Origin of the sequence: Amaricoccus sp. B4 (genome assembly GCF_043226085.1) — a bacterium.
Taxonomy (GTDB): Bacteria; Pseudomonadota; Alphaproteobacteria; order Rhodobacterales; family Rhodobacteraceae; genus Amaricoccus.
Map to the genome: position 1 here is coordinate 1,181,832 of NZ_CP171225.1, position 24,216 is coordinate 1,206,047.

Annotated in this window: 19 protein-coding genes and 1 riboswitch; of the genes, 3 read left to right on the top strand and 16 right to left on the bottom strand. The window is 68.7% G+C overall.

Annotated features, from left to right (window positions below):
• Positions 1–121 precede the first annotated feature (121 nt).
• From nuoF to ACF66B_RS05715, 14 genes are all read right to left on the bottom strand, one after another.
• The gene (gene nuoF / locus ACF66B_RS05650) at positions 122–1,417 is read right to left on the bottom strand and encodes an NADH-quinone oxidoreductase subunit NuoF (RefSeq protein ID WP_111431698.1); all 1,296 of its coding nucleotides are present in this window, start codon (positions 1,415–1,417) and stop codon (positions 122–124) included.
• A gap of 116 nt (positions 1,418–1,533) precedes the next feature.
• Positions 1,534–2,655, bottom strand: a complete 1,122-nt coding sequence (nuoE, locus tag ACF66B_RS05655; protein WP_111431697.1) for an NADH-quinone oxidoreductase subunit NuoE — start codon at positions 2,653–2,655, stop codon at positions 1,534–1,536.
• Positions 2,655–2,942, bottom strand: a complete 288-nt coding sequence (locus tag ACF66B_RS05660) for a hypothetical protein (protein WP_162683426.1) — start codon at positions 2,940–2,942, stop codon at positions 2,655–2,657. Before ACF66B_RS05660 ends, nuoE begins: the two co-directional genes overlap by 1 nt.
• Positions 2,939–4,150 (bottom strand): NADH-quinone oxidoreductase subunit D, encoded by a 1,212-nt coding sequence (locus ACF66B_RS05665; protein WP_111431695.1) that lies wholly within the window; start codon positions 4,148–4,150, stop codon positions 2,939–2,941. Before ACF66B_RS05665 ends, ACF66B_RS05660 begins: the two co-directional genes overlap by 4 nt.
• A 3-nt stretch (positions 4,151–4,153) precedes the next feature.
• Positions 4,154–4,342 carry a hypothetical protein gene (locus ACF66B_RS05670; protein WP_111431694.1) on the bottom strand — a complete coding sequence of 63 codons (189 nt, stop codon included), beginning with the start codon at positions 4,340–4,342 and terminating at the stop codon, positions 4,154–4,156.
• A complete protein-coding gene (locus ACF66B_RS05675; RefSeq protein WP_111431693.1) occupies positions 4,339–4,947 on the bottom strand; it encodes an NADH-quinone oxidoreductase subunit C in 609 nt (202 codons plus the stop codon). The genes ACF66B_RS05670 and ACF66B_RS05675 overlap by 4 nt, the downstream gene beginning before the upstream one ends.
• Before the next feature lie 17 nt (positions 4,948–4,964).
• A complete protein-coding gene (locus ACF66B_RS05680) occupies positions 4,965–5,579 on the bottom strand; it encodes a NuoB/complex I 20 kDa subunit family protein (RefSeq protein ID WP_392664306.1) in 615 nt (204 codons plus the stop codon).
• Positions 5,570–5,935: an NADH-quinone oxidoreductase subunit A gene (locus ACF66B_RS05685; protein WP_111431691.1), complete on the bottom strand. Its 366-nt coding sequence runs from the start codon at positions 5,933–5,935 to the stop codon at positions 5,570–5,572. The genes ACF66B_RS05680 and ACF66B_RS05685 overlap by 10 nt, the downstream gene beginning before the upstream one ends.
• A gap of 261 nt (positions 5,936–6,196) precedes the next feature.
• Entirely contained in the window at positions 6,197–9,034 is a 2,838-nt protein-coding gene (gcvP, locus tag ACF66B_RS05690; RefSeq protein WP_111431690.1) for an aminomethyl-transferring glycine dehydrogenase, read from the bottom strand.
• A gap of 55 nt (positions 9,035–9,089) precedes the next feature.
• Positions 9,090–9,449, bottom strand: a complete 360-nt coding sequence (gene gcvH / locus ACF66B_RS05695; protein WP_111431721.1) for a glycine cleavage system protein GcvH — start codon at positions 9,447–9,449, stop codon at positions 9,090–9,092.
• Positions 9,450–9,470: 21 nt separating this feature from the next.
• Positions 9,471–10,601, bottom strand: a complete 1,131-nt coding sequence (gene gcvT, locus ACF66B_RS05700; protein WP_111431689.1) for a glycine cleavage system aminomethyltransferase GcvT — start codon at positions 10,599–10,601, stop codon at positions 9,471–9,473.
• Between the two features lie 161 nt (positions 10,602–10,762).
• Positions 10,763–10,850, bottom strand: a riboswitch (glycine riboswitch).
• A 53-nt stretch (positions 10,851–10,903) separates the two neighbouring features.
• Positions 10,904–12,154, bottom strand: a complete 1,251-nt coding sequence (locus ACF66B_RS05705) for a sigma factor (protein WP_111431688.1) — start codon at positions 12,152–12,154, stop codon at positions 10,904–10,906.
• Positions 12,155–12,257: 103 nt separating this feature from the next.
• The gene (locus tag ACF66B_RS05710; protein ID WP_111431720.1) at positions 12,258–13,148 is read right to left on the bottom strand and encodes a cation diffusion facilitator family transporter; all 891 of its coding nucleotides are present in this window, start codon (positions 13,146–13,148) and stop codon (positions 12,258–12,260) included.
• Between the two features lie 59 nt (positions 13,149–13,207).
• The gene (locus ACF66B_RS05715) at positions 13,208–15,898 is read right to left on the bottom strand and encodes a bifunctional acetate--CoA ligase family protein/GNAT family N-acetyltransferase (RefSeq protein ID WP_111431687.1); all 2,691 of its coding nucleotides are present in this window, start codon (positions 15,896–15,898) and stop codon (positions 13,208–13,210) included.
• 213 nt (positions 15,899–16,111) lie between these two features.
• On the opposite strand from ACF66B_RS05715, the gene ACF66B_RS05720 reads away from it, so the two are divergent.
• Together ACF66B_RS05720 and ACF66B_RS05725 are read left to right on the top strand one after the other, a co-directional pair.
• Positions 16,112–17,188: a site-2 protease family protein gene (locus ACF66B_RS05720; protein WP_111431686.1), complete on the top strand. Its 1,077-nt coding sequence runs from the start codon at positions 16,112–16,114 to the stop codon at positions 17,186–17,188.
• Position 17,189: 1 nt separating this feature from the next.
• Complete coding sequence (locus tag ACF66B_RS05725) at positions 17,190–18,665, top strand: NAD(P)H-hydrate dehydratase (protein ID WP_392664312.1); 1,476 nt, start codon at positions 17,190–17,192, stop codon at positions 18,663–18,665.
• A gap of 26 nt (positions 18,666–18,691) precedes the next feature.
• Here the strand turns inward: ACF66B_RS05725 and ACF66B_RS05730 are convergent, their stop codons facing one another.
• Positions 18,692–19,819: a patatin-like phospholipase family protein gene (locus tag ACF66B_RS05730; RefSeq protein ID WP_392664314.1), complete on the bottom strand. Its 1,128-nt coding sequence runs from the start codon at positions 19,817–19,819 to the stop codon at positions 18,692–18,694.
• 183 nt (positions 19,820–20,002) lie between these two features.
• On the opposite strand from ACF66B_RS05730, the gene ACF66B_RS05735 reads away from it, so the two are divergent.
• The gene (locus ACF66B_RS05735; RefSeq protein WP_111431685.1) at positions 20,003–20,608 is read left to right on the top strand and encodes a thermonuclease family protein; all 606 of its coding nucleotides are present in this window, start codon (positions 20,003–20,005) and stop codon (positions 20,606–20,608) included.
• A 100-nt stretch (positions 20,609–20,708) separates the two neighbouring features.
• On the opposite strand, the gene ACF66B_RS05740 is transcribed toward ACF66B_RS05735, so the two are convergent.
• Entirely contained in the window at positions 20,709–24,158 is a 3,450-nt protein-coding gene (locus tag ACF66B_RS05740; protein ID WP_111431684.1) for a pyruvate carboxylase, read from the bottom strand.
• Between the last annotated feature and the right edge of the window lie 58 nt (positions 24,159–24,216).

Below are 24,216 nucleotides of genomic sequence, written 5' to 3' on the forward strand. Positions count from 1 at the left end.
GGGGGGCGCCGTTAACCTCTCAATTCCGACTGTTCTTCTCGCAATACGGATTCCATATGCATTCCATACGGGTTCCAGATCGCCGTTTGCGCCGTTAACCCTTGATGTTCCGGCATTTTTCTCATTCCGCCGCCACCGCGCTCACGCGGCCGGTCTTCTTCGCCTTGATCCGGTCCTCGATCTCGTTGCGGAAATGCCGGATCAGGCCCTGGATCGGCCAGGCCGCCGCATCGCCGAGCGCGCAGATCGTGTGGCCCTCGACCTGCTTGGTCACGTCGAGCAGCATGTCGATCTCGTGCGGCTCCGCATCCCCCGTCACCAGCCGGTCCATCACCCGCATCATCCAGCCCGTGCCCTCGCGGCAGGGCGTGCACTGGCCGCAGCTCTCGTGCTTGAAGAACTTCGAGAGCCGCCAGACGGCCTTGATGACATCGGTTTGCTGGTCGATCACGATGGCGCAGGCGGTGCCGAAGGAGGATTTCAGCTCCCGCATGCCGTCGTAATCCATGATCGCGTCGTCGCAATGGCTGGCCGGGATCACCGGGCAGGAAGCCCCGCCGGGGATCACCGCCTTGAGGTTCTTCCAGCCGCCGCGCACGCCGCCGCCGTGCTTCTCGATCAGCTCCTTGAGCGAGATCGACATCGATTCCTCGACGACGCAGGGCGTGTTCACATGCCCCGTCAGACCGTAGAGCTTCACCCCGGCGTTGTTGGGCCGCCCGAAGCTCGCATACCACCCCGCCCCCCGGCGCAGGATCGTCGGCACGACGGCGATCGATTCCACGTTGTTGACCGTGGTCGGCGCGCCATAAAGACCTGTGTTCGCAGGGAAAGGCGGCTTCAGCCGCGGCATGCCCTTGCGCCCCTCGAGGCTCTCGAGCAGCGCCGTCTCCTCGCCGCAGATATAGGCCCCGGCGCCATGATGCACATAGAGGTCGAAATCCCAGCCCGAGCCGCAGGCGTTCTTGCCGAGCAGCCCCGCGTCATAGCATTCGTCGATGGCAATCTGCAGCGCCTCGCGCTCGCGGATGTATTCGCCACGGATGTAGATGTAGCAGGCATGCGCGCCCATCGCGAAGCTCGCGATCAGGCAGCCCTCGATCAGCGTGTGCGGATCGTGGCGCATGATCTCGCGGTCCTTGCAGGTCGCGGGCTCGGATTCGTCGGCGTTGACCACGAGGTAATGCGGCCGCCCGTCATCGCCCTTCGGCATGAAGGACCACTTGAGCCCGGTCGGGAAGCCCGCGCCGCCGCGGCCCCGGAGCCCGCTGGCCTTCACCTCCTCGATGATCTTGTCACGGCCACGGCCCAGGATCTCGGCGGTGCCGTCCCAGTGGCCGCGCGCCTGCGCACCCTTCAGGCTACGGTCATACATGCCGTAGAGATTGGTGAAGATCCGGTCCTTGTCCGCCAGCATCCGTATCTGTCCCTATCTGCCGGCCCGCGGGGGTCGGGCTGCTTGGTCTGGTTCAGGCCCGCGCGCGCCACTGCGCGGACCGCTCTTGCGGGCGCCCCTCGGGACACCCCTCGCGTTCAGTAGACGTCGCCCTTGTCGACGCGCTCGGAAAACTCGGTGTCGCCACCGCCGGCAAGCACCTTGGCCTGCGCGACCCATTCGTCGCGCGTGACCCGGCCCCGGAAGCCCTCGAGATTGGCGTCCACCCATGCAACCTCGGCCCCTGTCCAGGCCGCGATCTGATCGAAATGATAGTAGCCGAGCGAATGCAGCAGCTGCTCGAGCTTCGGCCCGATGCCCTTGATCTTCTTGAGGTCATCCGGCTGTCCGTCCCGCGGCTCCACCAGCGTCGGCGGCTTGCTGCCCTCCTCGACCGGCTCGGGATCGGTCGGCTCGCCCTCGGCGGCCGCAACCGGCTCGTCCATCGCCGGGGCGGGAGCCGCCGGCGCCGCTTCCGGTTCCGGTGCCGCTTCCGGTTCCGCTTCGGCCACCGCGCCTTCCGCTTCGGGCATCCGGAGCGCGGGCTCGTCGCCGGTGATCCGCTTCACCGTATCCTGACCGAAGACCGCGAGGCTCACCGAGGAATTGCCCTCATAGGCCGGATCGCCGTCCTTGAGCGAGGTCCGCCCGCCGGCGGGCTCGGAGGAAAACCGCCCGGTCTGCGATCCGGGCACCGGCACCTCGCCGCGCGCCAGCGCATCGAGCAGCGCCCCGAAGCTCTCGGCGGTCAGATCCTCGTAATAGTCCTTGCCGATCTGCGCCATCGGCGCGTTCGCGCAGGACCCGAGGCATTCGACCTCTTCCCAGGAGAACTTGCCATCGGCGGAAAGCTCGTGCGGATGCGCCGCGATCTTTTCCTTGCAGACCGCCATGAGGTCTTCCGCCCCGCAGATCATGCAGGAGGTCGTGCCGCAGACCTGCACATGCGCCACCGTGCCCACCGGGCGGAGCTGGAACATGAAATAGAAGGTCGCGACCTCGAGCACGCGGATCGAGGCCATGCCGAGCATCTTCGCGATCTCCTCGATCGCCGGCCTCGACACCCAGCCTTCCTGCTCCTGCGCCCGCCAGAGCAGCGGGATCACCGCGCTCGCCTGACGGCCCTCGGGGTATTTCGCGATCTGCCCCTTCGCCCACTCCAGATTGGCGGGGGTAAAGGCGAAGCTCTCGGGTTGTTCGTCGTAAAGTCTGCGCAGCATTATTCGCAAGGCCCCCAGTTGGTCAGTCGGAACGTCTCGCCATGGTCATCCGAAACCAGATGGCCGGATGCGGCGAGCGCCTTGAACTGGGCCCCGAAACTCGACGCCTCCAGCCCATTGCTCCCGACATAGGGAAAGATATCCTTTTCCGTGCCGTGACAGCCGATCTTCACGAAAGCCTCGGCCAGCGGCGCCGGATCGACAGCCTCTTCGGCAAGCACAGGGGCCGCGGCAAGAGCCGCAGCCACCCCGCCCGAAAACAGGGCTGCGGAGCGGGAAATCCTCACCGGTCCACCTCCCCGAACACGATATCGAGCGAGCCGAGGGCGGCGGAGACATCCGCGAGCATGTGGCCGCGGCAGATGTGATCCATCGCCTGCAGATGCGGATAGCCCGGCGCGCGAAGCTTGACCTTCCAGGGCTTGTTGGTGCCATCGGACACGAGATAGACGCCGAACTCGCCCTTCGGCGCCTCGACCGCGGCATAGATCTCGCCCGCCGGCACGTGGAAGCCCTCGGTGTAGAGCTTGAAGTGATGGATCAGCGCTTCCATCGAGCTCTTCATCGTCGCCCGGCTCGGCGGCGAGAGCTTGCCGCGCACCAGCACATCCTCGCCCTTGCACTTCTCGAGCTTGGCGATCGCCTGGTTGATGATCTTCGTGCTCTCGCGCATCTCGTGCATGCGGCAGAGATAGCGGTCATAGCAGTCGCCGTTCCTGCCGACCGGGATCAGGAAGTCGAACTCGTCATAGCACTCGTAGGGCTGCGAACGGCGCAGGTCCCACTTGAGCCCCGAGCCGCGCACCATGACGCCCGACATGCCCCAGTCCTGGCAGTCCTGCTGGCTCACGATGCCGATGTCGACGTTGCGCTGCTTGAAGATCCGGTTCTCGGTGAGAAGCCCCTCGATATCGTCGATGATCTCCGGGAATTCGCCCGCCCAGGTGGCGATGTCGTCGAGCAGATCCTGCGGCAGGTCCTGATGCACGCCGCCGGGCCGGAAATAGGCCGAGTGGAGCCGCGCGCCGCAGGCCCGCTCGTAGAAGACCATGAGCTTCTCGCGCTCCTCGAAGCCCCAGAGTGGCGGGGTGAGCGCGCCCACGTCCATCGCCTGCGTGGTGACGTTGAGGAGGTGGTTCAGGATCCGCCCGATCTCGGAATAGAGCACGCGGATGAGAGAGGCGCGCCGGGAGATCTCGGTGCCCGTCATCCGCTCGATCGCAAGGCACCAGGCATGCTCCTGGTTCATCGGCGCCACGTAGTCGAGCCGGTCGAGATAGGGCAGGTTCTGGAGATAGGTGCGGCTCTCCATCAGCTTCTCGGTGCCGCGGTGCAGGAGCCCGATATGCGGGTCGACCCGCTCAACAACCTCACCGTCGAGCTCGAGCACCAGCCGCAGCACCCCGTGCGCAGCCGGATGCTGCGGGCCGAAGTTGATGTTGAAATTCCGGATGCTCTGCTCTCCGGTCATGACGTCGGTCACGTTTCCGTCCATCGTCTAGTTCCCCTCGTAGCCGGGATCTCCGGGCCATGGCCTGAGCGCGAGAATCCAAAGAAGGATGACGCCGAACACCGGCATCACACTGATCAGAGACAGGGCCGGCGGAAGACCGGCGCGGGCGCAGAGCTTCCAGAGCGGAAGGATCACCAGCGCCGTACCGATGGCCCAGATCAGCAGTCCCGTCACGCCCCGCCCTTCTTTTCGTCGCCGGGAAGGATGTATTCCGCGCCCTCCCACGGGCTCATGAAGTCGAACTGCCGGTATTCCTGCACGAGCTGGACCGGCTCGTAGACCACGCGCTTCTGTTCCTCGTCGTAGCGGACCTCGACATAGCCCGTGGTCGGGAAATCCTTGCGGAGCGGATAGCCGCGGAACCCGTAGTCGGTGAGGATCCGGCGCAGGTCGGGATGGCCCGAGAACAGGATCCCGTACATGTCGAAGACTTCGCGCTCATACCAGTTCGCACCGGGATGCACCTCGACGATCGAGGGCACGAGCTCGTCCTCGCGCACGTCGGCCTTGATCCGGATGCGCTGGTTCAGGTGCATCGACAGGAAGTGATAGACCAGCTCGAAACGCTTCTCGCGCTCCGGCCAGTCCACCGCCGTGATGTCGATGAGCGTGGTGAAGCGGCAGGCCCCGTCCATCTTGAGGTAGGAGATGAAATCGACGAGCGAGGCGGGCGTGACGGTGATGGTCAGCTCCCCGTGACGGATCTCCGAACCGACGACCGCAGCCTCCTGGCGGGCGGTGATCGTCTCCTGAAGATCCTGGAAGGCGGCAAGTTCCATGGCGTTCTCCCCCGTCCTCAGCGCACGATCGTGCCGGTGCGGCGGATCTTGCGCTGAAGCTGCAGGATCCCGTAGAGCAGCGCCTCCGCGGTCGGCGGGCAGCCCGGCACATAGACATCGACCGGCACCACCCGGTCACAGCCGCGCACCACCGAATAGCTGTAGTGATAGTAGCCGCCGCCGTTGGCGCAGGACCCCATCGAGATCACGTAGCGCGGCTCGGGCATCTGGTCGTAGACCTTGCGGAGCGCCGGCGCCATCTTGTTGGTGAGCGTGCCCGCGACGATCATCAGGTCCGACTGGCGCGGCGAGGCGCGCGGGGCGGTGCCGAAGCGCTCGAGGTCGTAGCGCGGCATCGATGTCTGCATCATCTCGACGGCGCAGCAGGCAAGCCCGAAGGTCATCCAGTGCAGCGAACCGGTGCGGGCCCAGTTGATCATGCCCGCGGTCGAGGTCACCAGGAAGCCCTTGTCGGCAAGCTCGTCGGAAAGCGCGCGCGCCGCGACTTCCTTGTCGGCACCCGCCGCGTTGAGCCCGGCGGCATAGGTGCCGGACCCCGCAGCCGGGACGAACGCGCCGGAGCCGGTGTCGGTCTTCGACTCGGTGGCCTGTCCGGTCGGTGTCACTCCCATTCCAGGGCTCCCTTCTTCCATTCGTAGGCAAAGCCGATCGTCAGCACGGCGAGGAAGACCATCATCGACCAGAACCCGAGATCGCCGAGGTTCTGGAAACTCACCGCCCAGGGGAACAGGAAGGCGACCTCGAGGTCGAAGATGATGAACAGGATCGAGACCAGATAGAACCGGACGTCGAACTTCATGCGCGCGTCGTCGAATGCGTTGAACCCGCATTCATACGCGGAAACCTTCTCGGGATCGGGATTGCTGATCGCGACGATCACGGCCGAGAGCAGAAGCACAAGGCCCAGGGCGACCGCCAGTCCGAGGAAGATCAGGATCGGAAGATACTCGCGCAAGAGATCATCCATTTCTCACCTCCGACCAATGTCAGTTAACTTCGGTGCACCGCGGCGCACCCTCGCTATACGCTGGCATAACGACGCCCGGAGCGGAGGTCAACTGAGCCCGCACGGGTCATTCCTGCGGATTGGTCAAGAAAGCTGCCGCGTGCGGCGCAGCACGCGACAGCACCTGAAAGATACTACACCCACAGTTGTGAAATCTCGCCGGAAGCCGATCACCCGCCCTTCTGCCGCCGCCTGCCAGCAAGCGGCATCGGGGTTTCGCCCCTACTCCGCCGCCGCGGCGTAGCTTTCGAGCGGCGGGCAGGCGCAGACGAGGTTGCGGTCGCCCCAGACATTGTCCACCCGGTTGACCGGCGGCCAGTACTTGTCCACCCGGAAGGCGCCGGGCGGATAGCAGGCGGCCTCGCGGTCATACGGCCGGTCCCAGACCCCCACGAGATCCTCGACCGTATGCGGTGCGCGCTTCAGCGGATTGTTTTCCGGGTCCATCAGGCCCTCGGCGATCGCCGTCGCCTCTGCCGCGATGGCGAGCATCGCGGTGCAGAAGCGGTCGAGCTCGGCCTTGGGCTCCGACTCGGTCGGCTCGATCATCAGCGTGCCCGCCACCGGCCAGCTCATGGTCGGCGCGTGAAAGCCGCAGTCGATGAGCCGCTTGGCGACGTCATCGACCGTCACCCCCGCGCTCTCCTTCAGCACCCGCGTATCCACGATGCACTCATGCGCCACCCGTCCGGTCTTCGAGGCATAGAGGATCGGATAGGCCTGCTTCAGCCGCGCCGCGATGTAGTTGGCGTTGAGAATCGCCACCTTCGTCGCCTGGGTCAGCCCCGCGCCGCCCATCAGCAGGCAGTAGGCCCAGGAGATCGGCAGGATCGAGGCCGAGCCCGCCGACGCGACCATTCCCGCACCGCCCTCGATGCCGGGCAGGAACGGCGCCAGATGGGTCTTCACCCCGATCGGCCCCACGCCGGGTCCGCCGCCGCCATGGGGGATGCAGAAGGTCTTGTGCAGGTTCAGATGGCTCACGTCCGAGCCGATGTCGCCGGGCCGCGCCAGCCCCACCAGCGCGTTCATGTTCGCCCCGTCGAGATAGACCTGCCCGCCATGGGCATGGGTGATGTCGCAGACCGCGCGCACGGTCTCCTCGAAGACGCCATGCGTCGAGGGATAGGTGATCATGCAGGCCGACAGCGTGTCCGAATGCTGCTCGGCCTTGGCGCGGAAATCCTCGAGGTCGATGTCGCCGTTCTCGGCCGACTTCACCACCACGACCTTCATGCCCGCCATCTGCGCGCTGGCCGGATTCGTCCCGTGCGCCGAAACCGGGATCAGGCAGACGTCGCGATGCGCCTCGCCCCGGCTCGCGTGATAGGCCCGGATCGTCATCAGCCCGGCAAACTCGCCCTGCGCGCCGGAGTTCGGCTGCATCGAGAACGCGTCATAGCCGGTGATGGCGCAGAGCTTCTCGGAGAAATCGCCGATGAGCTCCTGGTAGCCCGCCGTCTGCGTGTCCGGCGCAAAGGGATGGATGTCGGCGAATTCGGGCCAGGTGATCGCCATCATCTCGGCGGTGGCGTTGAGCTTCATGGTGCAGGAGCCGAGCGGGATCATCGCCCGATCGAGCGCCAGATCGCGGTCGGCCAGCCGCCGCATGTAGCGGGTCATCTCCGCCTCGGCCCGGTTCATGTGGAAGATCGGGTGCGTCAGATATGTGCTTGTGCGGACAAGATTTTCCGGCAGCCGGTATTCGTGGTCCAGATCGCGGTCGAGCATGTCGCCGCCAAAGGCGCGCCAGACCTTCTGGGTGTGCTCGCGCCGGGTGGTCTCGTCGAGACTGATGCCGATATGGGTGGCCCCCACCTTGCGGAGATTGATCCCCTCCGCCTCGGCCGCCTTCAGGATCACGCCCTGCACCGCGCCGACCTTCACCAGCACCGTGTCGAAGAAGTGCTTCGTCTCCACTTCGAAGCCGAGGCTCTCGAGCCCCTTCACCAGCCGCACCGTCTTGCGGTGAATGCGCTGCGCGATCGCCTTGAGCCCCATCGGCCCGTGGAAGACCGCATACATCGAGGCCATGACCGCGAGCAGCGCCTGCGCGGTGCAGATGTTCGAGGTCGCCTTCTCGCGCCGGATGTGCTGCTCGCGGGTCTGCAGGCTGAGGCGGTAGGCCCGGTTGCCGCGCGCGTCGATCGAGACCCCGACGATCCGCCCCGGCATCGAGCGCTTGAGCGGATCCTTCACCGCCATGTAGGCCGCATGCGGCCCGCCAAAGCCCAGGGGCACCCCGAAGCGCTGGGTCGTGCCGATGGCGATGTCGGCCCCCATCTCGCCCGGCGGCGTCAGCAACGTCAGCGCCAGCGGATCGGCCGCCATGCAGGCCAGCGCCTTCGCGCCGTGGAGTGCGGCGATCGGCCCGGAGAAATCGTGCAGTTCGCCATGGGTGCCGGGATACTGGAAGAGCGCCCCGAAGACCTCTTCCGGTTCGAGCTCGGTGAAGGGGTCGCCCACGATCACCGTCCAGCCGAGGGGGGCGGCCCGCGTCTCGATCACCGCGATGGTCTGCGGATGACAGCCCCGGTCGACAAAGAAGGCCTTGGCCTTCGATTTCGCCGCGCGCTGCGCCAGCGCCATCGCCTCCGCCGCCGCGCTGCCCTCGTCGAGCAGCGAGGCATTGGCGACGTCGAGCCCGGTGAGATCGCAGATCATGGTCTGGAAATTCAGCAGCGCCTCGAGCCGGCCCTGGCTGATCTCCGGCTGATAGGGCGTATAGGCCGTGTACCACGCCGGATTTTCCAGGATATTCCGCTGGATGACGGGCGGTGTCACAGTGCCGTGGTAGCCCTGCCCGATCAGGCTCGTCATCACGCGGTTCTTCGCCGCGACCTGACGCAGGCGGTGGAGCACCGCCTGCTCGGAGAGCGCGAGCCCCCAGCCGAGCGGCTCGGCCTGACGGATCGCCTTCGGCACCGTTTCGTCGATCAGGTCATCGAGGCTCTCGGCACCCACCACCGCGAGCATCTGCTCCATCTCCGCCGGCGACGGCCCGATATGGCGCCGGTTGGCGAAGTCATAGGGGTGATAATCGGTTTCCTCGAAGGCCATGTCGTTTCCTTGTTCGGGATCTTCTGCCGGGCCCGGTCGAACCGGGCCCGCAGGCTCAGGCGATGAACTCGGCGTAGGCCGTCTCGTCCATCAGCTCGTCGAGATCGGCGGGGTTCGCGAGCGTCATCTTGAAGAACCAGCCCGCCTCCATCGGATCCTCGTTCACGAGGCCCGGCGTCTCGACGATCGCGGTGTTCACTTCCGTGATCGTGCCGTCGAGCGGCGCGAGGATGTCGCTCGCGGCCTTCACCGATTCGATGGTGACGATCTCGTCACCCTTGGCGACCGTGACGCCCTCCTCGGGCAGTTCCACGAAGACGAGGTCCCCCAGCTGCTCGGCGGCATGCTCGGTGATGCCGACGATCACCTCGTCCCCATCCTGCCTCAGCCACTCGTGTTCCTCGGTAAATTTCAGCATTCGCTCTTTCTCCACGCCTCAGCCGCGCTTGTAGCCCGGTTCAATGAAGGGCAGTTTCGCCACCGTTACAGGCAGCATTTTTCCACGGAGCTTGGCAAGCAGTTGCGTGCCCGGCGCCGCGAGTTCGCTCGGCACATATCCCATCGCGACAGGCGCCCCGACGCTCGGCCCGAAGCCGCCCGAAGTGATCCGGCCCACCGGCTCGCCCGCCTCTGCGGCGAAGAGCTCGGTGCCCTCGCGCATCGGCGCCCGCCCCTCGGGCAGCAGCCCGACGCGCCGCCGCGGCGCCCCGCCCGAAAGCTGCGAGAGGATCACGCCCGCGCCCGGAAATCCGCCCGCGCGCCGCCCGCCATTGCGCCGGACATCCTGGATCGCCCAGCCGAGCGCGGCCTCCACCGGCGTCGTCGTCTCGTCGATATCGTGGCCATAGAGGCAGAGCCCCGCCTCCAGACGCAGCGAGTCGCGCGCCCCGAGCCCGATCGGCTCGACCTCCTCATGCCCGAGGATGCGCTCCACCACATCCACCGCCGACCCTGCGGGAAGAGAGATCTCGTAGCCGTCCTCGCCGGTGTAGCCGGATCGCGAGACCACGCCCGGAATGCCGTGAAAGTCGATCTCGCGCACCTCCATGAAGCGCATCAGCGCGACATCGGGGTGAAGATCGGCCAGCACGGCCTCGGACCGCGGCCCCTGGAGCGCGACGAGCGCGCGCTCGAGCGGCTCCACCGTGCAGCTCTCGCCCAGCGCCTCGCGCATCAGCGCGAGATCCGCCGCCTTGCAGGCCGCGTTCACCACCACGAAGAGATGATCGCCGCGGTTTGCCACCATGAGATCGTCGAGAATGCCGCCCGCATCGTTGGTGAAGAAGGCATAGCGCTGACGCCCCTCCGCCAGACCCACCACATCGACGGGCACCAGCGCCTCGAACGCCCGCGCGGCGTCCTCGAGATTGCCCGATTTCGGCCGGATCTCCACCTGCCCCATGTGGCTCACGTCGAAGAGCCCGGCGGCCTCGCGCGTATGCAGGTGCTCCTTGAGAATGCCGAGAGGAAAGTTGAGCGGCATGTCGTAGCCCGCGAAGGCGACCATTCGGGCGCCTTTCGATCGGTGCATCGCGCTCAGCGGCGTCTGCAGGATGTCCTCGGTCATGCCTCCACTCCCTTGTCCTAGCGGTGGAGCCATCAAGCGCACGGTCCGCGAAAGCCCCCTCGCTTCCGCAAACGGCCTCGACGGCCCGGCGCCCCCTCTGTCCTTCTGCCTGAGATCGCTATCCCTTCGGCGGGCGCAATGCGCCTCTCTCCAGAGTCCGTTGTCGAAGACCGGTCCACTCGCCTGAGAGTTTCCGGGGCGGTTGCTCCTTCGGCACGGGCGCTGCGCCCGTTCTCCCGGCCTTCGCGCGCGATCCTATGGGCAAGCTCCGCCACCCGCAAGCGCCGATCGCGCCCGCGCCGTCAGCGGCCCTGTGGCGCGGCGGCCCCGCTGGCCAGCACATCCCCGCTCGGCCGCGCCTCCGCCCCGCGCTCCGTCGGCTCGAAGGTGATCTCGTAGGGCTGGCCCCGTCCCGGCGCCGGCAGCTCCGGCCCCCGGATGTGCGCAGGCCGCACCCGTCCGATCTGCCCGATCGGAACCGGCGCGGCCCCGGGCCGGGGCTGCGTCCAGAGCACCATCTCCTGCCCCTCGGGCACAACGACCGGCGTGACGAAGCGCACCTCGGTCAGGTCCCCGCCATAGGCCTCCACCACCGCCTGCGGCACGCCTGCCGCGCTGACCAGCACCGCCACGGCCAGCGGATCCGGGTCGGGGCGCTGCCAGCCCAGCACGACGCCGAGGACGAGGCCGACGAGCCCCGCCACCAGCGGCCGCGTCCAGTTCCGCTTGATGCGCGGCCTGAGCACCGGGGACGGGAGCGTGCGGCCGATCGCCGCCGTGCCCCGTTCCGCGAACCCCTCGGGAAGCGCCACCTCCGGCGCGCCGAGATCGAGCGGCAGCATCCGGTCGGCCGCCTCCGCCACCGCATGGTCCGGCCCGGCATCCCAGCCGAGCCTCGCCTCGAGCGCCGCCGCCTCGGCGGGCTCGAGCAACCCGATCACATAGAAATCCGCCCGCTCGTCGAGATCCAGCCCCCTGGCGTCGGGAAGAGCCCCGTCCCGCAGGGCAGCCAGCCCGCGCCGGAGCGCGGCGGCCACCACGCCGGGCGGCAGGCTCTGCGCCGCCCCGATCTCGCCGAGGCCGCGGCCCGCCACCTGGGCAAGCAGGATCGCCTGGCGCGCGGGCCCGTCGAGCCCGGCGAGACGCTCCCGCACCCGCGACTCTCCGGGCAGGAGATCCTCCCAGCCCTCGCGCGGCACCGCCTGCCGGCGCGCCTCCTCCAATGCGGCAAGTTCCTCGGGCGAAAGCCCTTCCAGCCGCGCCCCGTCGCGCAGGATCTCGACGCAGCTCCGGTGAAGTGCCGCATGGATCCAGCCCTGCGCCGAACCGGCATCCGGGCGGAACCGGCCGCAGGTCCGCCAGATCCGCAGCACCGCGTCCTCGAGCACATCCTCCGCGATCGCCGTCCGCCCGAACATCCGGCACACCACGCCGAACAGGCGCGCGCCCTCGCTGTGGAGAATCGCCTCGATCCCGGCGTGCTCGCCGGCCCGGCAGGCCAGCAGGGCCGACCGCAACGGGTCCTGAACCTCCGGGGCCTTCTGCCGTCCCATATCCCCCCTCCGTTCGCGAAGCTGTGAGGAGAGATAGCGGCAATCGCCCCCCTGTCGAGCAACGCCTGGCCCGCCACGCGGCCGCCCGCCGGGTCACGCGCGCTCAGAGCACCGGAATACCCTCGAGCTTGGCCTTTTCTTCCGGCTCGACATGAATGTTGATGACAGCGTGCCCGCCGAGCTCCTGCCGGAGGCCCGCCTCGATCCGGTCGCAGATGACATGCGCCTCGGCCACCCGCATCTCGCCATCGACGATCAGGTGAAACTCGACGAAGCTCATCCGCCCGGCATGGCGCACCCGCAGGTCATGGGCCTCGATCGCGCCGGTGGCCTCGCCCGCGATCACCGATTTGAGCCGATCGACCACATCGCCGCCCGGCGCCTCGTCCATCAGCCCGCCGGTCGCCTCGCGCACCATCTGCCAGCCGCTCCAGAGGATGTTGAGCGCCACGAACCCCGCCAGCAGCGGGTCGAGCACGGACTGCCCGGTGACCGCCACGATCGCGACGCCCGCGATCACCCCGCCGGAGGTCCAGACATCGGTGAGCACATGCCGCCCGTCCGCCACCAGCGCCGGCGAGCGCCAGGTCCGCCCCCAGCGCAGCAGCGTCCAGCCCCAGACCGCGTTGATGACCGTCGCCACACCGTTGATCGCGAGGCCCGCGACCGGTGCATCGAGCGGCTGCGGGTCGACGAAGCCGTAATAGGCCTCGCGGAAGATCATCCCCGCCGCGAGCACCACCAGAACGCCCTCGAACACCGCGGAGAAATACTCCGCCTTGTGATGGCCGTAGGGATGGTTCGAATCCGGCGGCAGCGCCGAAACACGCAACGCGAAGAAGGCCGCCCCCGCCGCCACCACATTGATCGTGCTCTCCAGCGCATCCGAGAAGAGCGCCACCGAGCCGGTGAGGGAATAGGCCAAGAACTTGAGCCCGAGCACGACAAGCCCGACGCCGACACTCGCGAGCGCAGCCTTCTGGGACCGATCCATATAGTTTCCCCCGGTCACGTCCTTGTTCATGCTCTCCCGATGAAACGGCCGAGCCTGCCTCAGAGTTTCAATCTGGAAACCATGACCCCGGCCTCATCGGGATCATGGCGGTTCACGAAGCCGAGCCGTTCGACCAGGTGCAACATGCCGTGGTTCTCCGCAAGGATCACCCCGTCGAGCGACTCGACACCGGCACTGCGCGCATAGTCGATGAGATGGCGCATCAGGGTCGAGCCCAGTCCCCGCCCCTTGAGATCGCTCCGCACCAGCAGCGCGTATTCCGCATGCTTCAGGTCTGGCTCCGAAGCGAGCCGCGAGACGCCCGCAAGCGTCCCGTCGGGCGCGATGGCGACGAATGCCATGTCGCGGTCGTAGTCGAGCTGGGTGAACTTGAGCGCCATTTCCTCGGGAAAATGCGCCCGCGGCGCCATGAAGCGCATGCGGATGTCTTCGGGCGAGACATTGGCGAGAAAATCCGGATAGAGCAGCGCATCCGCCGGGCGCACGGCCCGGAACACGTAGGTCTCGCCCTTGAGCACGACCTCCCGGCGCAATTCGAAAGGATAGGGCCGGATCGCGAGCGCGGGGTTCGGCCCGGTCTGGGCCACACGCGCCGGGTCGATCTCGATCGCGGCGTCGAGCGCGATCACCCCGTCGGTGCCGGCGAGGATCGGGTTGATGTCGACCGCCCGCAGGCAGGGAAAGTCCTCGACCATGTGCGACAGCGCGACGATCGCGCCCTGCAGGGCCACGGCATCGGCGGGCGGGCGGCCGCGGTAGCCGTTCAGCACCTTGCCCATCCGTGTCCGGCTCACCAGATCGGCGGCGAGGCTCGCATCGAGCGGCGGCAGCGCCACGGCGGTGTCGCGCATCACCTCGACATCGATCCCGCCCGCGCCGAAAAGGATGGTCGGCCCGAACACCCGGTCGATGCTCACCCCGAGGATCACCTCCTGGGCGCCGGGGCGGAAGATCATCGGCTCGACCGAGAAGCCGATCACCTGATCGCGGATCCCGGCATGCTGGACCCGCTCGGCAATGGCGCGCGCCGCTTCCTCGGCCTGGCGGGCCGTCTCGATGTTGAGCACCACGCCGCCGACATCCGTCTTGTGCAGGATCTGGCGCGAGACGAGCTTGATGACGACGCGCTCCGTCGTCTCGAGCAGCTCGCCCGCGAGCACGCCGGCCTCCTCGACGCTGGTCGCAACGCGCACATCCGGCACCGGCACGCCATAGGCCGCAATCGCGGCCTTGGCCTCCGGCTCCGTCAGCACCGAGCGCCCCTCGGCGGCAACGGCGGCAAAGATCGCCCGCGCCTTCGCCGCCGCGTCATGCGGCGTCGCGCGCAGCGCCTCCTCGACGGCACGGTCCGGCACACGGAGCAGGGCGGCCTGCGCACGGCCCCAGTCCGTGAGATGCCCCACCGCCGCCGCGGCGCTCGCCGGTGTGTTGTAGGTCGCGATCTCGTTGCGCCGCAGGATGCGCGACCCCGACCGCGCCGTCGCGCCGCCAAGCCAGCAGGTGAGCACCGGCTTCCGGCCGATCATGCTCCGCCGCGTCTTGCCCGCAACCGCCTCGGCGATTTCATCCGAGCCGCCGAAGATGCTCGGACAGTTGAGCACCATCACCACATCGACATTGCGGTCGGCCGCCACCGCATCGATCGCCGCCTCGAACCGCGCGCTGTTGGCATCGCCGAGAATGTCGACCGGGTTCGCATGGCTCCAGGCATCGGGCAGGAAGCCGTCGAGCCGCTCCAGCGTCTCGGGCGCGAGATCGGCGAGCACGCCCGATCCCTCCATCAGCCGGTCGACCGCAAGCACGCCGGCGCCGCCGCCGTTGGTCACGATCGCGAGCCGCGCCCGGTCGAGCGGGCGGAAGCGCGCCACGGTCTCGGCCGCCGCGAACATCTCCGAGAGCCCCTTGACGCGCAGCACACCGGCCCGGCGCAGGGCGGCGTCCATCACCGCATCCTCCGCCGCCATCGCCCCGGTATGCGTCGCCGCCGCCTGCGCCGCCTGCGGCGTGCGGCCGGCCTTGATCGCGATCACCGGCTTCATGCGCGCCAGCGCCCGCGCCGCGGAGAGGAACTTCCGCGCGCTCTTCACATGCGCGAGATACATCAGCACCGCGCGCGTATCGCGGTCCGAGGACAGCAGGTCGAGATAGTCCGACATGTCGACATCGGCCATGTCGCCCATCGAGACGATATGCGAGAAACCGATCTCGCGATCCTCGGCCCAGTCGATCAGCGTCGTCGCGATCGCCGCCGATTGCGAGAGCAGCGCGAGCTTGCCCGGGCGCGGCGCGCGATGCGCGACACTGGCGTTGAGCTTCGCGGCGGGCGCGATCACCCCGAGCGTGTCCGGCCCGATGATGCGCAGCAGATAGGGCTTCGCGGCATCGAGCATCCGCTGGCGCAGCCCGCCCTCCGCCTTCACGCCCGGCGTCAGGACCACCGCGATCCGGCAGCCCTTCGCCCCGAGATCGGCAATCACGCCCGGCACATCCTCCGGCACCACCGCCACCACGGCGAGATCCGGCACGGCGGGCAGATCCGCGACGCGGGCGAAACAGTCCTTGCCAACGAATGTCGCGCGCCCCGGATCGACCGACCAGACCGGCCCCTCGAAGCCCCCCTCGAGGATGTTGCCCATCACCATGGCGCCATAGGTGTCTGCGATATCGCCGGACCCGACCACGACCACGGATTCGGGATGCAGGACCTTGTCGAGATTGCGGACCGTCATGGTGCCTCCGGGTACTCTTCGCAACTGCACACTAACACTAGTCGCATCCCATACGCGGGCAAGACGTTAAAGTCACGGGCTCGCGGGCGGGCTCTGGCAGAACGCTGCAACAGTGCAACCCGCGGGATGCAGTGGCGGGCCGGCGCCGCGGGCTTGCATCGCCCGCGCGAACGGATGCACGATGCGGCCCCGGAAACCGGAGGGAGAGCGGTGATGAAATGGTCGATGAAGCTCGGGCGTTTCGCCGGGATCGACGTCTATGTCCACGCGACGTTCTTCCTGCTGCTCGTCTGGTTCGGCTATGTCTACTGGGCCCAGACCGGCACGCTTGCCGGCGTCGTCACCGGGCTCACCCTCATCCTGCTGCTCTTCCTCTGCGTCGTGCTGCACGAATACGGCCATGCACTCACCGCGCGGCGCTACGGCATTGCAACCAAACACATCACGCTGCTGCCGATCGGCGGCGTCGCCATGCTCGAGAAGATGCCCGAGGATCCCCGCCAGGAGGTGGTCGTCGCGCTCGCCGGGCCGGCGGTGAACCTCGTGATCGCCGCCGGGCTCTGGCTCGTCATGGCGGTTTTCCACGAGACCGGCACGCTCCTTGATGTCGGGATCGGCCAGGGCGGCATCCTGCCGACGCTGCTCGCGACGAACCTCGTCCTCGCCGCCTTCAACCTGGTGCCGGCCTTTCCGATGGATGGCGGCCGGGTGCTGCGCGCCCTGCTCGCCATGCGCACCGACCGGGTGCAGGCCACGCGGATCGCCGCTTCGGTCGGGCGGCTGCTGGCACTGGTCTTCGGCTTCCTCGGCCTCATCGGCAACCCGTTCCTGATCCTCATCGCTGTCTTCGTCTGGATCGGTGCCGGCGCGGAGGCCGAATCAGCCGAGCTCGACGCCCGGCTCAGCCGCAAGCCCGCCGGGCTCGCGATGATCACAGAGTTCCACACCGTCGCGCCGGACGACCCGCTTTCCCATGCCGTCGAACTCACGCTCTCCGGCACCCAGAAGGATTTCCCCGTCCTCGACGGCCCGCGCATCGCCGGCGCGCTCACCCAGGCGGGGATCCTCCGGGGCCTGCGCGACCACGGGCTGGAGGGCCGTGTCTCGGAGGTGATGGTGCCGGTCCGCACCGCCGAGGTCGGCACCGCGCTCGATGTCCTGCTCCAGGAACTCCAGGCCGAGGGCGCGCGCATCGTCTGCATCACCCGCGCCGGCGCGCTCGCCGGCATCGTCGATCTCGAGAACATCGCCGAATACCTCCGCATCCAGGCCGCCCTGGGGCGCGGCTGAGATGCACGAGCTGCTGACCCCCGCCGAGATGGGCCGGGCCGATGCCGCCGCCATCGCGGGCGGCATTCCCGGCATCGACCTGATGGAGGCCGCAGGCCGCGCCGTCGCCGAGACCGCCATGGCGCTCGTGCCCGAAGGGCCGGTGCTCGTCGTCGCGGGCCCCGGCAACAACGGCGGCGACGGCTATGTCGCCGCCCGTCTCCTGCGCGCACGAGGCCGCGAGGTGCGCCTCGCCCTCTGGGGCGATCCGGCCCGGATCCGCGGCGACGCGGCCCTCGCGCGCGCCCGCTGGGAGGGGCCGGAGAGCGCCGCCGCCGCACCTCTGCCCGCCGCCGCCCTCATCATCGACGCGCTCTTCGGCGCAGGCCTCGACCGCGCCATCACCGGCACGCCGGCAGACCTCGTCCGCGCGATGAACGCGAGCCCCGCCCCGGTCCTTGCCGTCGACGTGCCGAGCGGCCTCGACGGCGCCTCGGGCCGCGTGCTCGGCACCGCGGTCGAGGCGGCCGCCACCACGACCTTCTTCCGCCTGAAGCCCGGCCACCTGCTCGAACCCGGCCGCGGCCTCTGCGGCCCCGTCACCCTGGCCCAGATCGGCATCCCCGCCAGCGTGATCGCCGACATCGCCCCGCGCCTCTTCGAGAATGGCCCGGCGCTCTGGGGCGCCGCCCTGCCGCGTCCCGGCCGCAGCGCACACAAATACGCCCGCGGCCATGCCGTCATCCTCTCCGGGCCGATGACCCGCACCGGGGCCGCCCGCCTCGCCGCGGGCGCGGCCCTCCGCGCCGGCGCGGGCCTCGTCACGCTTGCAAGCCCCGGCGATGCGCTCGCCGTCAACGCCGCCCATCTCACCGCCGTCATGCTCCGCCGCACCGACGATGCCGCCGCCCTCTCGGGCCTGCTCGCCGACCGCCGCTTCACGGCGATCGGTCTCGGCCCGGCGCTCGGCACCGACGCGCGCGAACGGGCGCTGGTCCAGGCCGCCCTCGCCGCCCCGCCCGCCGCCGTGCTGGATGCCGACGCGCTCACCGCCTTCGCCGACGACCCCGCCCGGCTCTTCGCCGCGATCGCCGCCCGCGAGGCCCCGGTGATCCTCACCCCCCATGGCGGCGAATTCGCCCGCCTCTTTCCCGACATCGCCGCCGAACGCGATACGCCGAAAACCGAACAGGCGCGGCGGGCCAGCGCCCGGAGCGGCGCCACACTGGTGCTGAAGGGCTCCGACACCGTCATTGCCGCCCCCGACGGCCGCGCCGCGATCAACGCCAACGCTCCGCCCTGGCTCGCAACCGCGGGCTCGGGCGACGTGCTCACCGGCATCGCCACCGGCCTTGCCGCCCAGGGCATGCCGGGGTTCGAGGCGGCCGCCGCCGCCGTCTGGCTCCATGGCGCGGCCGGCACGGAGGCCGGCCCCGGCCTCATCGCCGAAGACCTCGCCCCCGCACTCCGCCGGCCCCTCGCCCGCCTGCTCGCCTGAGGCCGCCGGAGCGGGCGCGCGCCGGCTCAGCCGCCGTGCACCCGCCGCATCCGCCGGAAGAACCCGGCGAGGAGGCCGGGCCGTGGCCGCTGCGGCCGGAGCGCGGGCAAGCCCGCCGCGGGGCGCACCCCGAAGAGCCGGTCGAGATCGAGCGTCGAGGCGGCCCCGATCTGGTCGCGATGGTCGCGAAGCCACATCTCCGTCCGCCCGCGCCCCAGCTCGCAGAGCCGGGCAAGCTGGCGCTCGTCGGCATCGAGCTTGCTCGACGCGCTCTGCGCCTCCGCCGCCGGGCCGCCATGGATACGGTGGAGCCGGACCCCCGCCCCCGCCGCGTCGCAATCCTTCCGGCGCGCGCCCTGGATCGCCGCAAGCTCCTTCACGAGGCTCGCGTTGAAGGTGATCTCGTTCACCCGGTTGATGATGTCGCGCGCGGAATGCGGCACGCCGTCGCGCCGGATCGGATTGATCTGCACGATGAAGAGATCGGTCTCCTCGGCCCCCTCCACCAGCGGAAAGAGCGAGGGGTTGCCGGTGTAGCCGCCATCCCAGTAGGCCTCGCCCTCGATTTCCACCGCCGGAAAGAGCTGCGGCAGACAGGCCGAGGCCATCACCGCATCGACGCTCAGCGCCCCGTTGGAGAAGATCCGCGGCAGGCCGGTGTGCACATGCGTCGCCGTCACATGCACCGCAATCGCCTCGCTTCCGTTCAGCGCCTCGAAATCGACCTGCTGCTCCACGAGATTGCGCAGCGGATTGAGCCCGAGCGGGTTGAGATCATAGGGCGAGACATAGCGCGACAGCCCGTCGAAGAAGAGAAACCCCGGCGAACGGTCGAGGCTCGCCCGCCCACTCAGCCGGTCGACGACCCCGCGGCGGAAGGGCGAGAGCGCCGCGGCCTTGCCCACCCCCTGCCAGAAGGCGGCGAGCGCATCCCGCGCCCCCTGCCGCCCGCCGCGCAGCAGCCCGTCGGCCAGAACGACCGCGTTCATCGCACCCGCACTCGTCCCGCTCACCGCCTCGATCGGCAGGCCGGGTTCCTCGAGCAGCCGGTCGAGCACCCCCCAGGTAAAGGCCCCGTGCGCCCCGCCGCCCTGCAGTGCAAGGCGCAGGGGTCGGGGGTTCGTGACTGTGTCCACATCCATTTCGGTGGCCATGATCACTCCTGAATCCAACGCCCCGCATGCGGCGGGGCTCGCGTATGCTGCACCGCAACATGGCCGGATGCACATCACAACTGCGGGATACGCGGAGATCGTCCCTCCCGCTTCGCCGCCGCAACCGAATCTCAAGACATCGGCGCGAAGCTCCCGGCTCAAGGGGCTGGGGGGCCCTTGATCATGTCCAACGATCCCGAGTTGCTTCTGACGCTCATCCTCGTGGCGGCGGCTCTCGCCGTCCTTCTTCACCGGCGTCTCCGGCCCGGCCGCCGCAGGGGCCCGCGGGCTGAGATCCACGAGACGCCCGCGCAGCCGAAGGCCCCCGCCCCGCCGCCGCCCTGTCCCGCGCCATTTTCCGGCAAGGCCTGGGTCGTCGATGGCGACACCCTCCGCGTCAACCGCGCCCGCGTGCGCCTTTTCGGCATGGATGCCCCGGAAATCGGCCAGCGCGGCGGCTATCCTGCCAGAAGCCACTTGATCCGCCTCGCCGGAGGCCGGCAGGTCAGGGTGGAGCCGGTGACCATCGACATTCACGGCCGAACGGTCGCGCGGGTGTGGCTGGGCGAGACCGATCTCTCCCGCCGGATGGTGCGCGACGGCTACGCGGTAGCAACCGTGCGCTGGGATCTCGACTATGTTCCCGACGAAGAGGCGGCCCGGCGCGAACGCCGCGGCCTCTGGCAGGCCGATCCGCGCAACGGCATCCGCGATCCCGCCGCCCACCGCCGCTGGCAGGCGCGGCAGCGCCAGCGGCAGAGCGGCGGCCCGGGCGGGGGGCCGGCCTGAGCCATCCCCCCGTCCCGGAACGAAAACGGGTCCGGACCGAAACGGTCCGAACCCGCGATGTCACTTCGGCGCCCTGAGCGGGTCAGCCGCCCGGTCCGGTCTAGCCGTCCGCAAGCTCGACGAGCAGATCCTTCGCCTCGACCTGTGCGCCGGGCGTGACATGCACCGCCTTCACCACGCCCTTGCGATCGGCATAGAGCCCGGTCTCCATCTTCATCGCCTCGATGGCGAGGATGAGATCGCCCGGCTTCACCGCCTGCCCCGGCTCGACCGCGATGCTCGCGACAACCCCCGGCATCGGCGCGGCCACATGGCCCGGATTGCCCACATCGGCCTTCGGCCGCTTCGGCGCCGCGGCCTGGGCCTTGCGGTTCGGCACGCGGATGGTGCGCGGCTGGCCGTTGAGCTCGAAGAAGACGCGCACATCGCCCTCCTCGTTGGTCTCGCCCACCGCCGAGAGCCGCACCTCGAGCGTCTTGCCCGGATCGATCTCGGCCGAGATCTGCTGCCCCGGCTCCATGCCGTAGAAGAAGACCGGCGTCGGCAGGGTGCGGACGGGGCCGTAGTCCTGGTGGCGGTGCAGGTAATCGGTGAAGACCTTGGGATACATCAGGTATCCGCAGAAATCCTCGTTGTCGATCTCCACATCGCCCGCTTCCTCGCGGAGCTTGGCCTTGAGCGCGTCGAGATCGGCGGGCTTCATCACAGCGCCCGGCCGCACGGTGAGCGGCGTCTCGCCCTTCAGGATCTTGGCCTGCAGCGCCTTCGGCCACCCGCCCGGCGGCTGGCCGAGATTGCCGCGCATCATGTCCACGACGCTGTCGGGGAAGGCCACGTCGACGGCCGGATCCTCGACCTGCGCGCGGGTGAGCCCCTGGGCCACCATCATCAGCGCCATGTCGCCCACGACCTTGGAGGAGGGCGTCACCTTCACGATGTCGCCGAACATCTGGTTCACCTCGGCATACATCTCGGCAACCTCGTGCCAGCGCTCCTCCAGCCCCATGGACCGGGCCTGCGCCTTGAGGTTGGTGAACTGCCCGCCCGGCATCTCGTGGAGATAGACCTCGGAGGCCGGCGCCTGCAGCCCCGCCTCGAAGGCGGCATACTGGCCGCGCACCGCCTCGAAATAGTCCGAGATCTCGCGGATCGCGGCGATGTCGAGCCCGGTGTCGCGCTCGGTGAAGCGCAGCGCCTCGACGATGGAGCCGAGCGTCGGCTGCGAGGTGTTGCCCGAGAAGCTGTCCATCGCGGCATCCACCGCATCGACACCCGCCTCGGCCGCCGCGAGGAGCGTGGCGCCCGCGATCCCGCTGGTGTCATGGGTGTGGAGATGGACCGGCAGCCCGATCTCCTCCTTGAGCGTCTTGACCAGCACCCGCGCCGCGGCGGGCTTGAGCAGCCCGGCCATGTCCTTCAGGCCCAGCACATGCGCCCCGGCGTCGCGCAGCTCCTTGCCCATCGCGACATAATACTTGAGGTCGTATTTCGCCCGGTCCGGATCGAAGAGATCGCCGGTGTAGCAGATCGTCCCCTCGCAGATCTTGCCGCTCGCGATCACCGCATCCATCGCGACCCGCATGTTCTCGACCCAGTTGAGGCTGTCGAAGACGCGGAAGACATCGACCCCCGAGGACGCCGCCTGACCGACGAAGGCCTCGACCACATTGTCGGGATAGTTGGTGTAACCCACCCCGTTCGAGGCGCGGAGCAGCATCTGGGTCATCAGGTTCGGCATCGCCTTGCGCAGGTCGCGCAGCCGCTGCCAGGGGCATTCCTGCAGGAAGCGGTAGGCCACGTCAAAGGTCGCACCGCCCCAGCACTCGACCGAGAAGAGCTGCGGCAGCTTGGTGGCATAGGCCGGCGCCGCCTTGATCATGTCGAAGGAGCGCATGCGCGTGGCAAGCAGGCTCTGGTGCCCGTCGCGCATCGTCGTGTCGGTGATGAGCACGCGCTTCTGCTCGAGCATCCAGTCGGCCACCGCCTTGGCGCCGTCCCGCTCCAGCAGCTGGCGCGTGCCGTCCGGCACCGCATCGAGGCCCACCACCGGCGGGCGCGGCAGACGCGGCGCGGCCGGCGGCTTCGCCCGGCCCGCGGTCTCGGGATGCCCGTTCACCGTGATGTCGGCGACATAGGTGAGGATCTTCGTCGCCCGGTCACGCCGCGCGGAGAAGTGGAAGAGCTCCGGCGTCGTGTCGATGAACTTCGTGGTGTAGGTGTTGTCGAGGAAGGTCGGGTGCTTCAGCAGGTTCTCGACGAAGGCGATGTTCGTCGAGACGCCGCGGATGCGGAACTCGCGGAGCGCGCGGTCCATGCGCGCGATCGCCGCCTCGGGCGTCGGCGCCCAGGCCGTCACCTTCTCGAGCAGGCTGTCGTAGTAGCGGGTGATGACCGCGCCGGAATAGGCCGTGCCGCCGTCGAGCCGGATCCCCATGCCGGTGGCACCCCGATAGGCGGTGATGCGGCCGTAGTCGGGGATGAAGTTGTTCTGCGGGTCCTCGGTGGTGATGCGGCACTGGAGCGCATGGCCCGAGAAGGTCACGTCGGCCTGGCTCGGCGCGCCCGTCGCCTCGGCGATCGTCGCGCCCTCGGCGAGCATGATCTGCGCCCGCACGATGTCGATCCCGGTGATCTCTTCGGTCACCGTGTGCTCGACCTGCACCCGCGGGTTCACCTCGATGAAGTAGAAATTGCCCGAGTCCCGGTCCATGAGGAACTCGACCGTGCCGGCGCATTCGTAGTTCGCCGCCTGGCAGATCTTGAGCGCCAGCGCACAGACGTATTCCCGCTGCTCCTGGCTGAGATAGGGCGCGGGCGCGCGCTCCACGACCTTCTGGTTGCGGCGCTGCACCGAGCAGTCACGCTCCCAGAGATGGTAGAGCTGGCCGAACTTGTCGCCGAGGATCTGCACCTCGACATGGCGCGCATTGAGAATCAGCTTCTCGAGATAGCCCTCGCCGTTGCCGAAGGCCGCCTGCGCCTCGCGCCGGCCTTCCTTCACCTTCTCCTCGAGCTCGTCGGGGCCCATGATCGGCCGCATGCCCCTGCCGCCGCCGCCCCAGGAGGCCTTGAGCATGAAGGGATAGCCGACCTCGTCCGCCATGCGGCGCACCTCGGCCATGTCGTTGGGCAGCACTTCCGTCGCCGGCACCACCGGCACACCCGCCTTGATCGCCACGCGCCGCGCGCTCGCCTTGTCGCCGAGCATCCGCATCGTGTCGGCCTTGGGCCCGATGAAGGTGATCCCCGCCTCGGTGCAGGCATCCACCAGGTCCGGGTTCTCGCTCAGGAGCCCGTAGCCCGGATGGATCGCGTCCGCGCCCGACATCTTCGCCACGCGGATGATCTCGGGGATCGAGAGATAGGCGGCAACCGGCCCCATCCCCTCGCCGATCCGGTAGGCTTCGTCAGCCTTGAACCGGTGGAGACACAGCTTGTCCTCTTCTGCAAAGACCGCGACAGTCTTCTTGCCCATCTCGTTTGCCGCCCGCATGACACGAATGGCAATCTCCCCGCGGTTTGCGATGAGGATCTTCTTGAATTCTTGCATGGGCCCCAGTTCCCTCTCACCTGCGCATCGCGTTTTCCTAGACCACCGCAGTGCAACA

Coding starts and splice junctions, on each gene's coding strand:
- gcvT (WP_111431689.1), bottom strand. CDS start 10,601: ATGACCGAGGACATCCTGCAGACGCCGCTGAGCGCGATGCACCGATCG.
- ACF66B_RS05720 (WP_111431686.1), top strand. CDS start 16,112: ATGAAATGGTCGATGAAGCTCGGGCGTTTCGCCGGGATCGACGTCTAT.
- ACF66B_RS05735 (WP_111431685.1), top strand. CDS start 20,003: ATGTCCAACGATCCCGAGTTGCTTCTGACGCTCATCCTCGTGGCGGCG.
- ACF66B_RS05715 (WP_111431687.1), bottom strand. CDS start 15,898: ATGACGGTCCGCAATCTCGACAAGGTCCTGCATCCCGAATCCGTGGTC.
- ACF66B_RS05740 (WP_111431684.1), bottom strand. CDS start 24,158: ATGCAAGAATTCAAGAAGATCCTCATCGCAAACCGCGGGGAGATTGCC.
- gcvP (WP_111431690.1), bottom strand. CDS start 9,034: ATGGCCTTCGAGGAAACCGATTATCACCCCTATGACTTCGCCAACCGG.
- ACF66B_RS05680 (WP_392664306.1), bottom strand. CDS start 5,579: ATGGGAGTGACACCGACCGGACAGGCCACCGAGTCGAAGACCGACACC.
- ACF66B_RS05665 (WP_111431695.1), bottom strand. CDS start 4,150: ATGGACGGAAACGTGACCGACGTCATGACCGGAGAGCAGAGCATCCGG.
- nuoE (WP_111431697.1), bottom strand. CDS start 2,655: ATGCTGCGCAGACTTTACGACGAACAACCCGAGAGCTTCGCCTTTACC.
- ACF66B_RS05705 (WP_111431688.1), bottom strand. CDS start 12,154: ATGGGACGGCAGAAGGCCCCGGAGGTTCAGGACCCGTTGCGGTCGGCC.
- ACF66B_RS05675 (WP_111431693.1), bottom strand. CDS start 4,947: ATGGAACTTGCCGCCTTCCAGGATCTTCAGGAGACGATCACCGCCCGC.
- ACF66B_RS05725 (WP_392664312.1), top strand. CDS start 17,190: ATGCACGAGCTGCTGACCCCCGCCGAGATGGGCCGGGCCGATGCCGCC.
- nuoF (WP_111431698.1), bottom strand. CDS start 1,417: ATGCTGGCGGACAAGGACCGGATCTTCACCAATCTCTACGGCATGTAT.
- ACF66B_RS05730 (WP_392664314.1), bottom strand. CDS start 19,819: ATGGCCACCGAAATGGATGTGGACACAGTCACGAACCCCCGACCCCTG.
- ACF66B_RS05685 (WP_111431691.1), bottom strand. CDS start 5,935: ATGGATGATCTCTTGCGCGAGTATCTTCCGATCCTGATCTTCCTCGGA.
- ACF66B_RS05710 (WP_111431720.1), bottom strand. CDS start 13,148: ATGGATCGGTCCCAGAAGGCTGCGCTCGCGAGTGTCGGCGTCGGGCTT.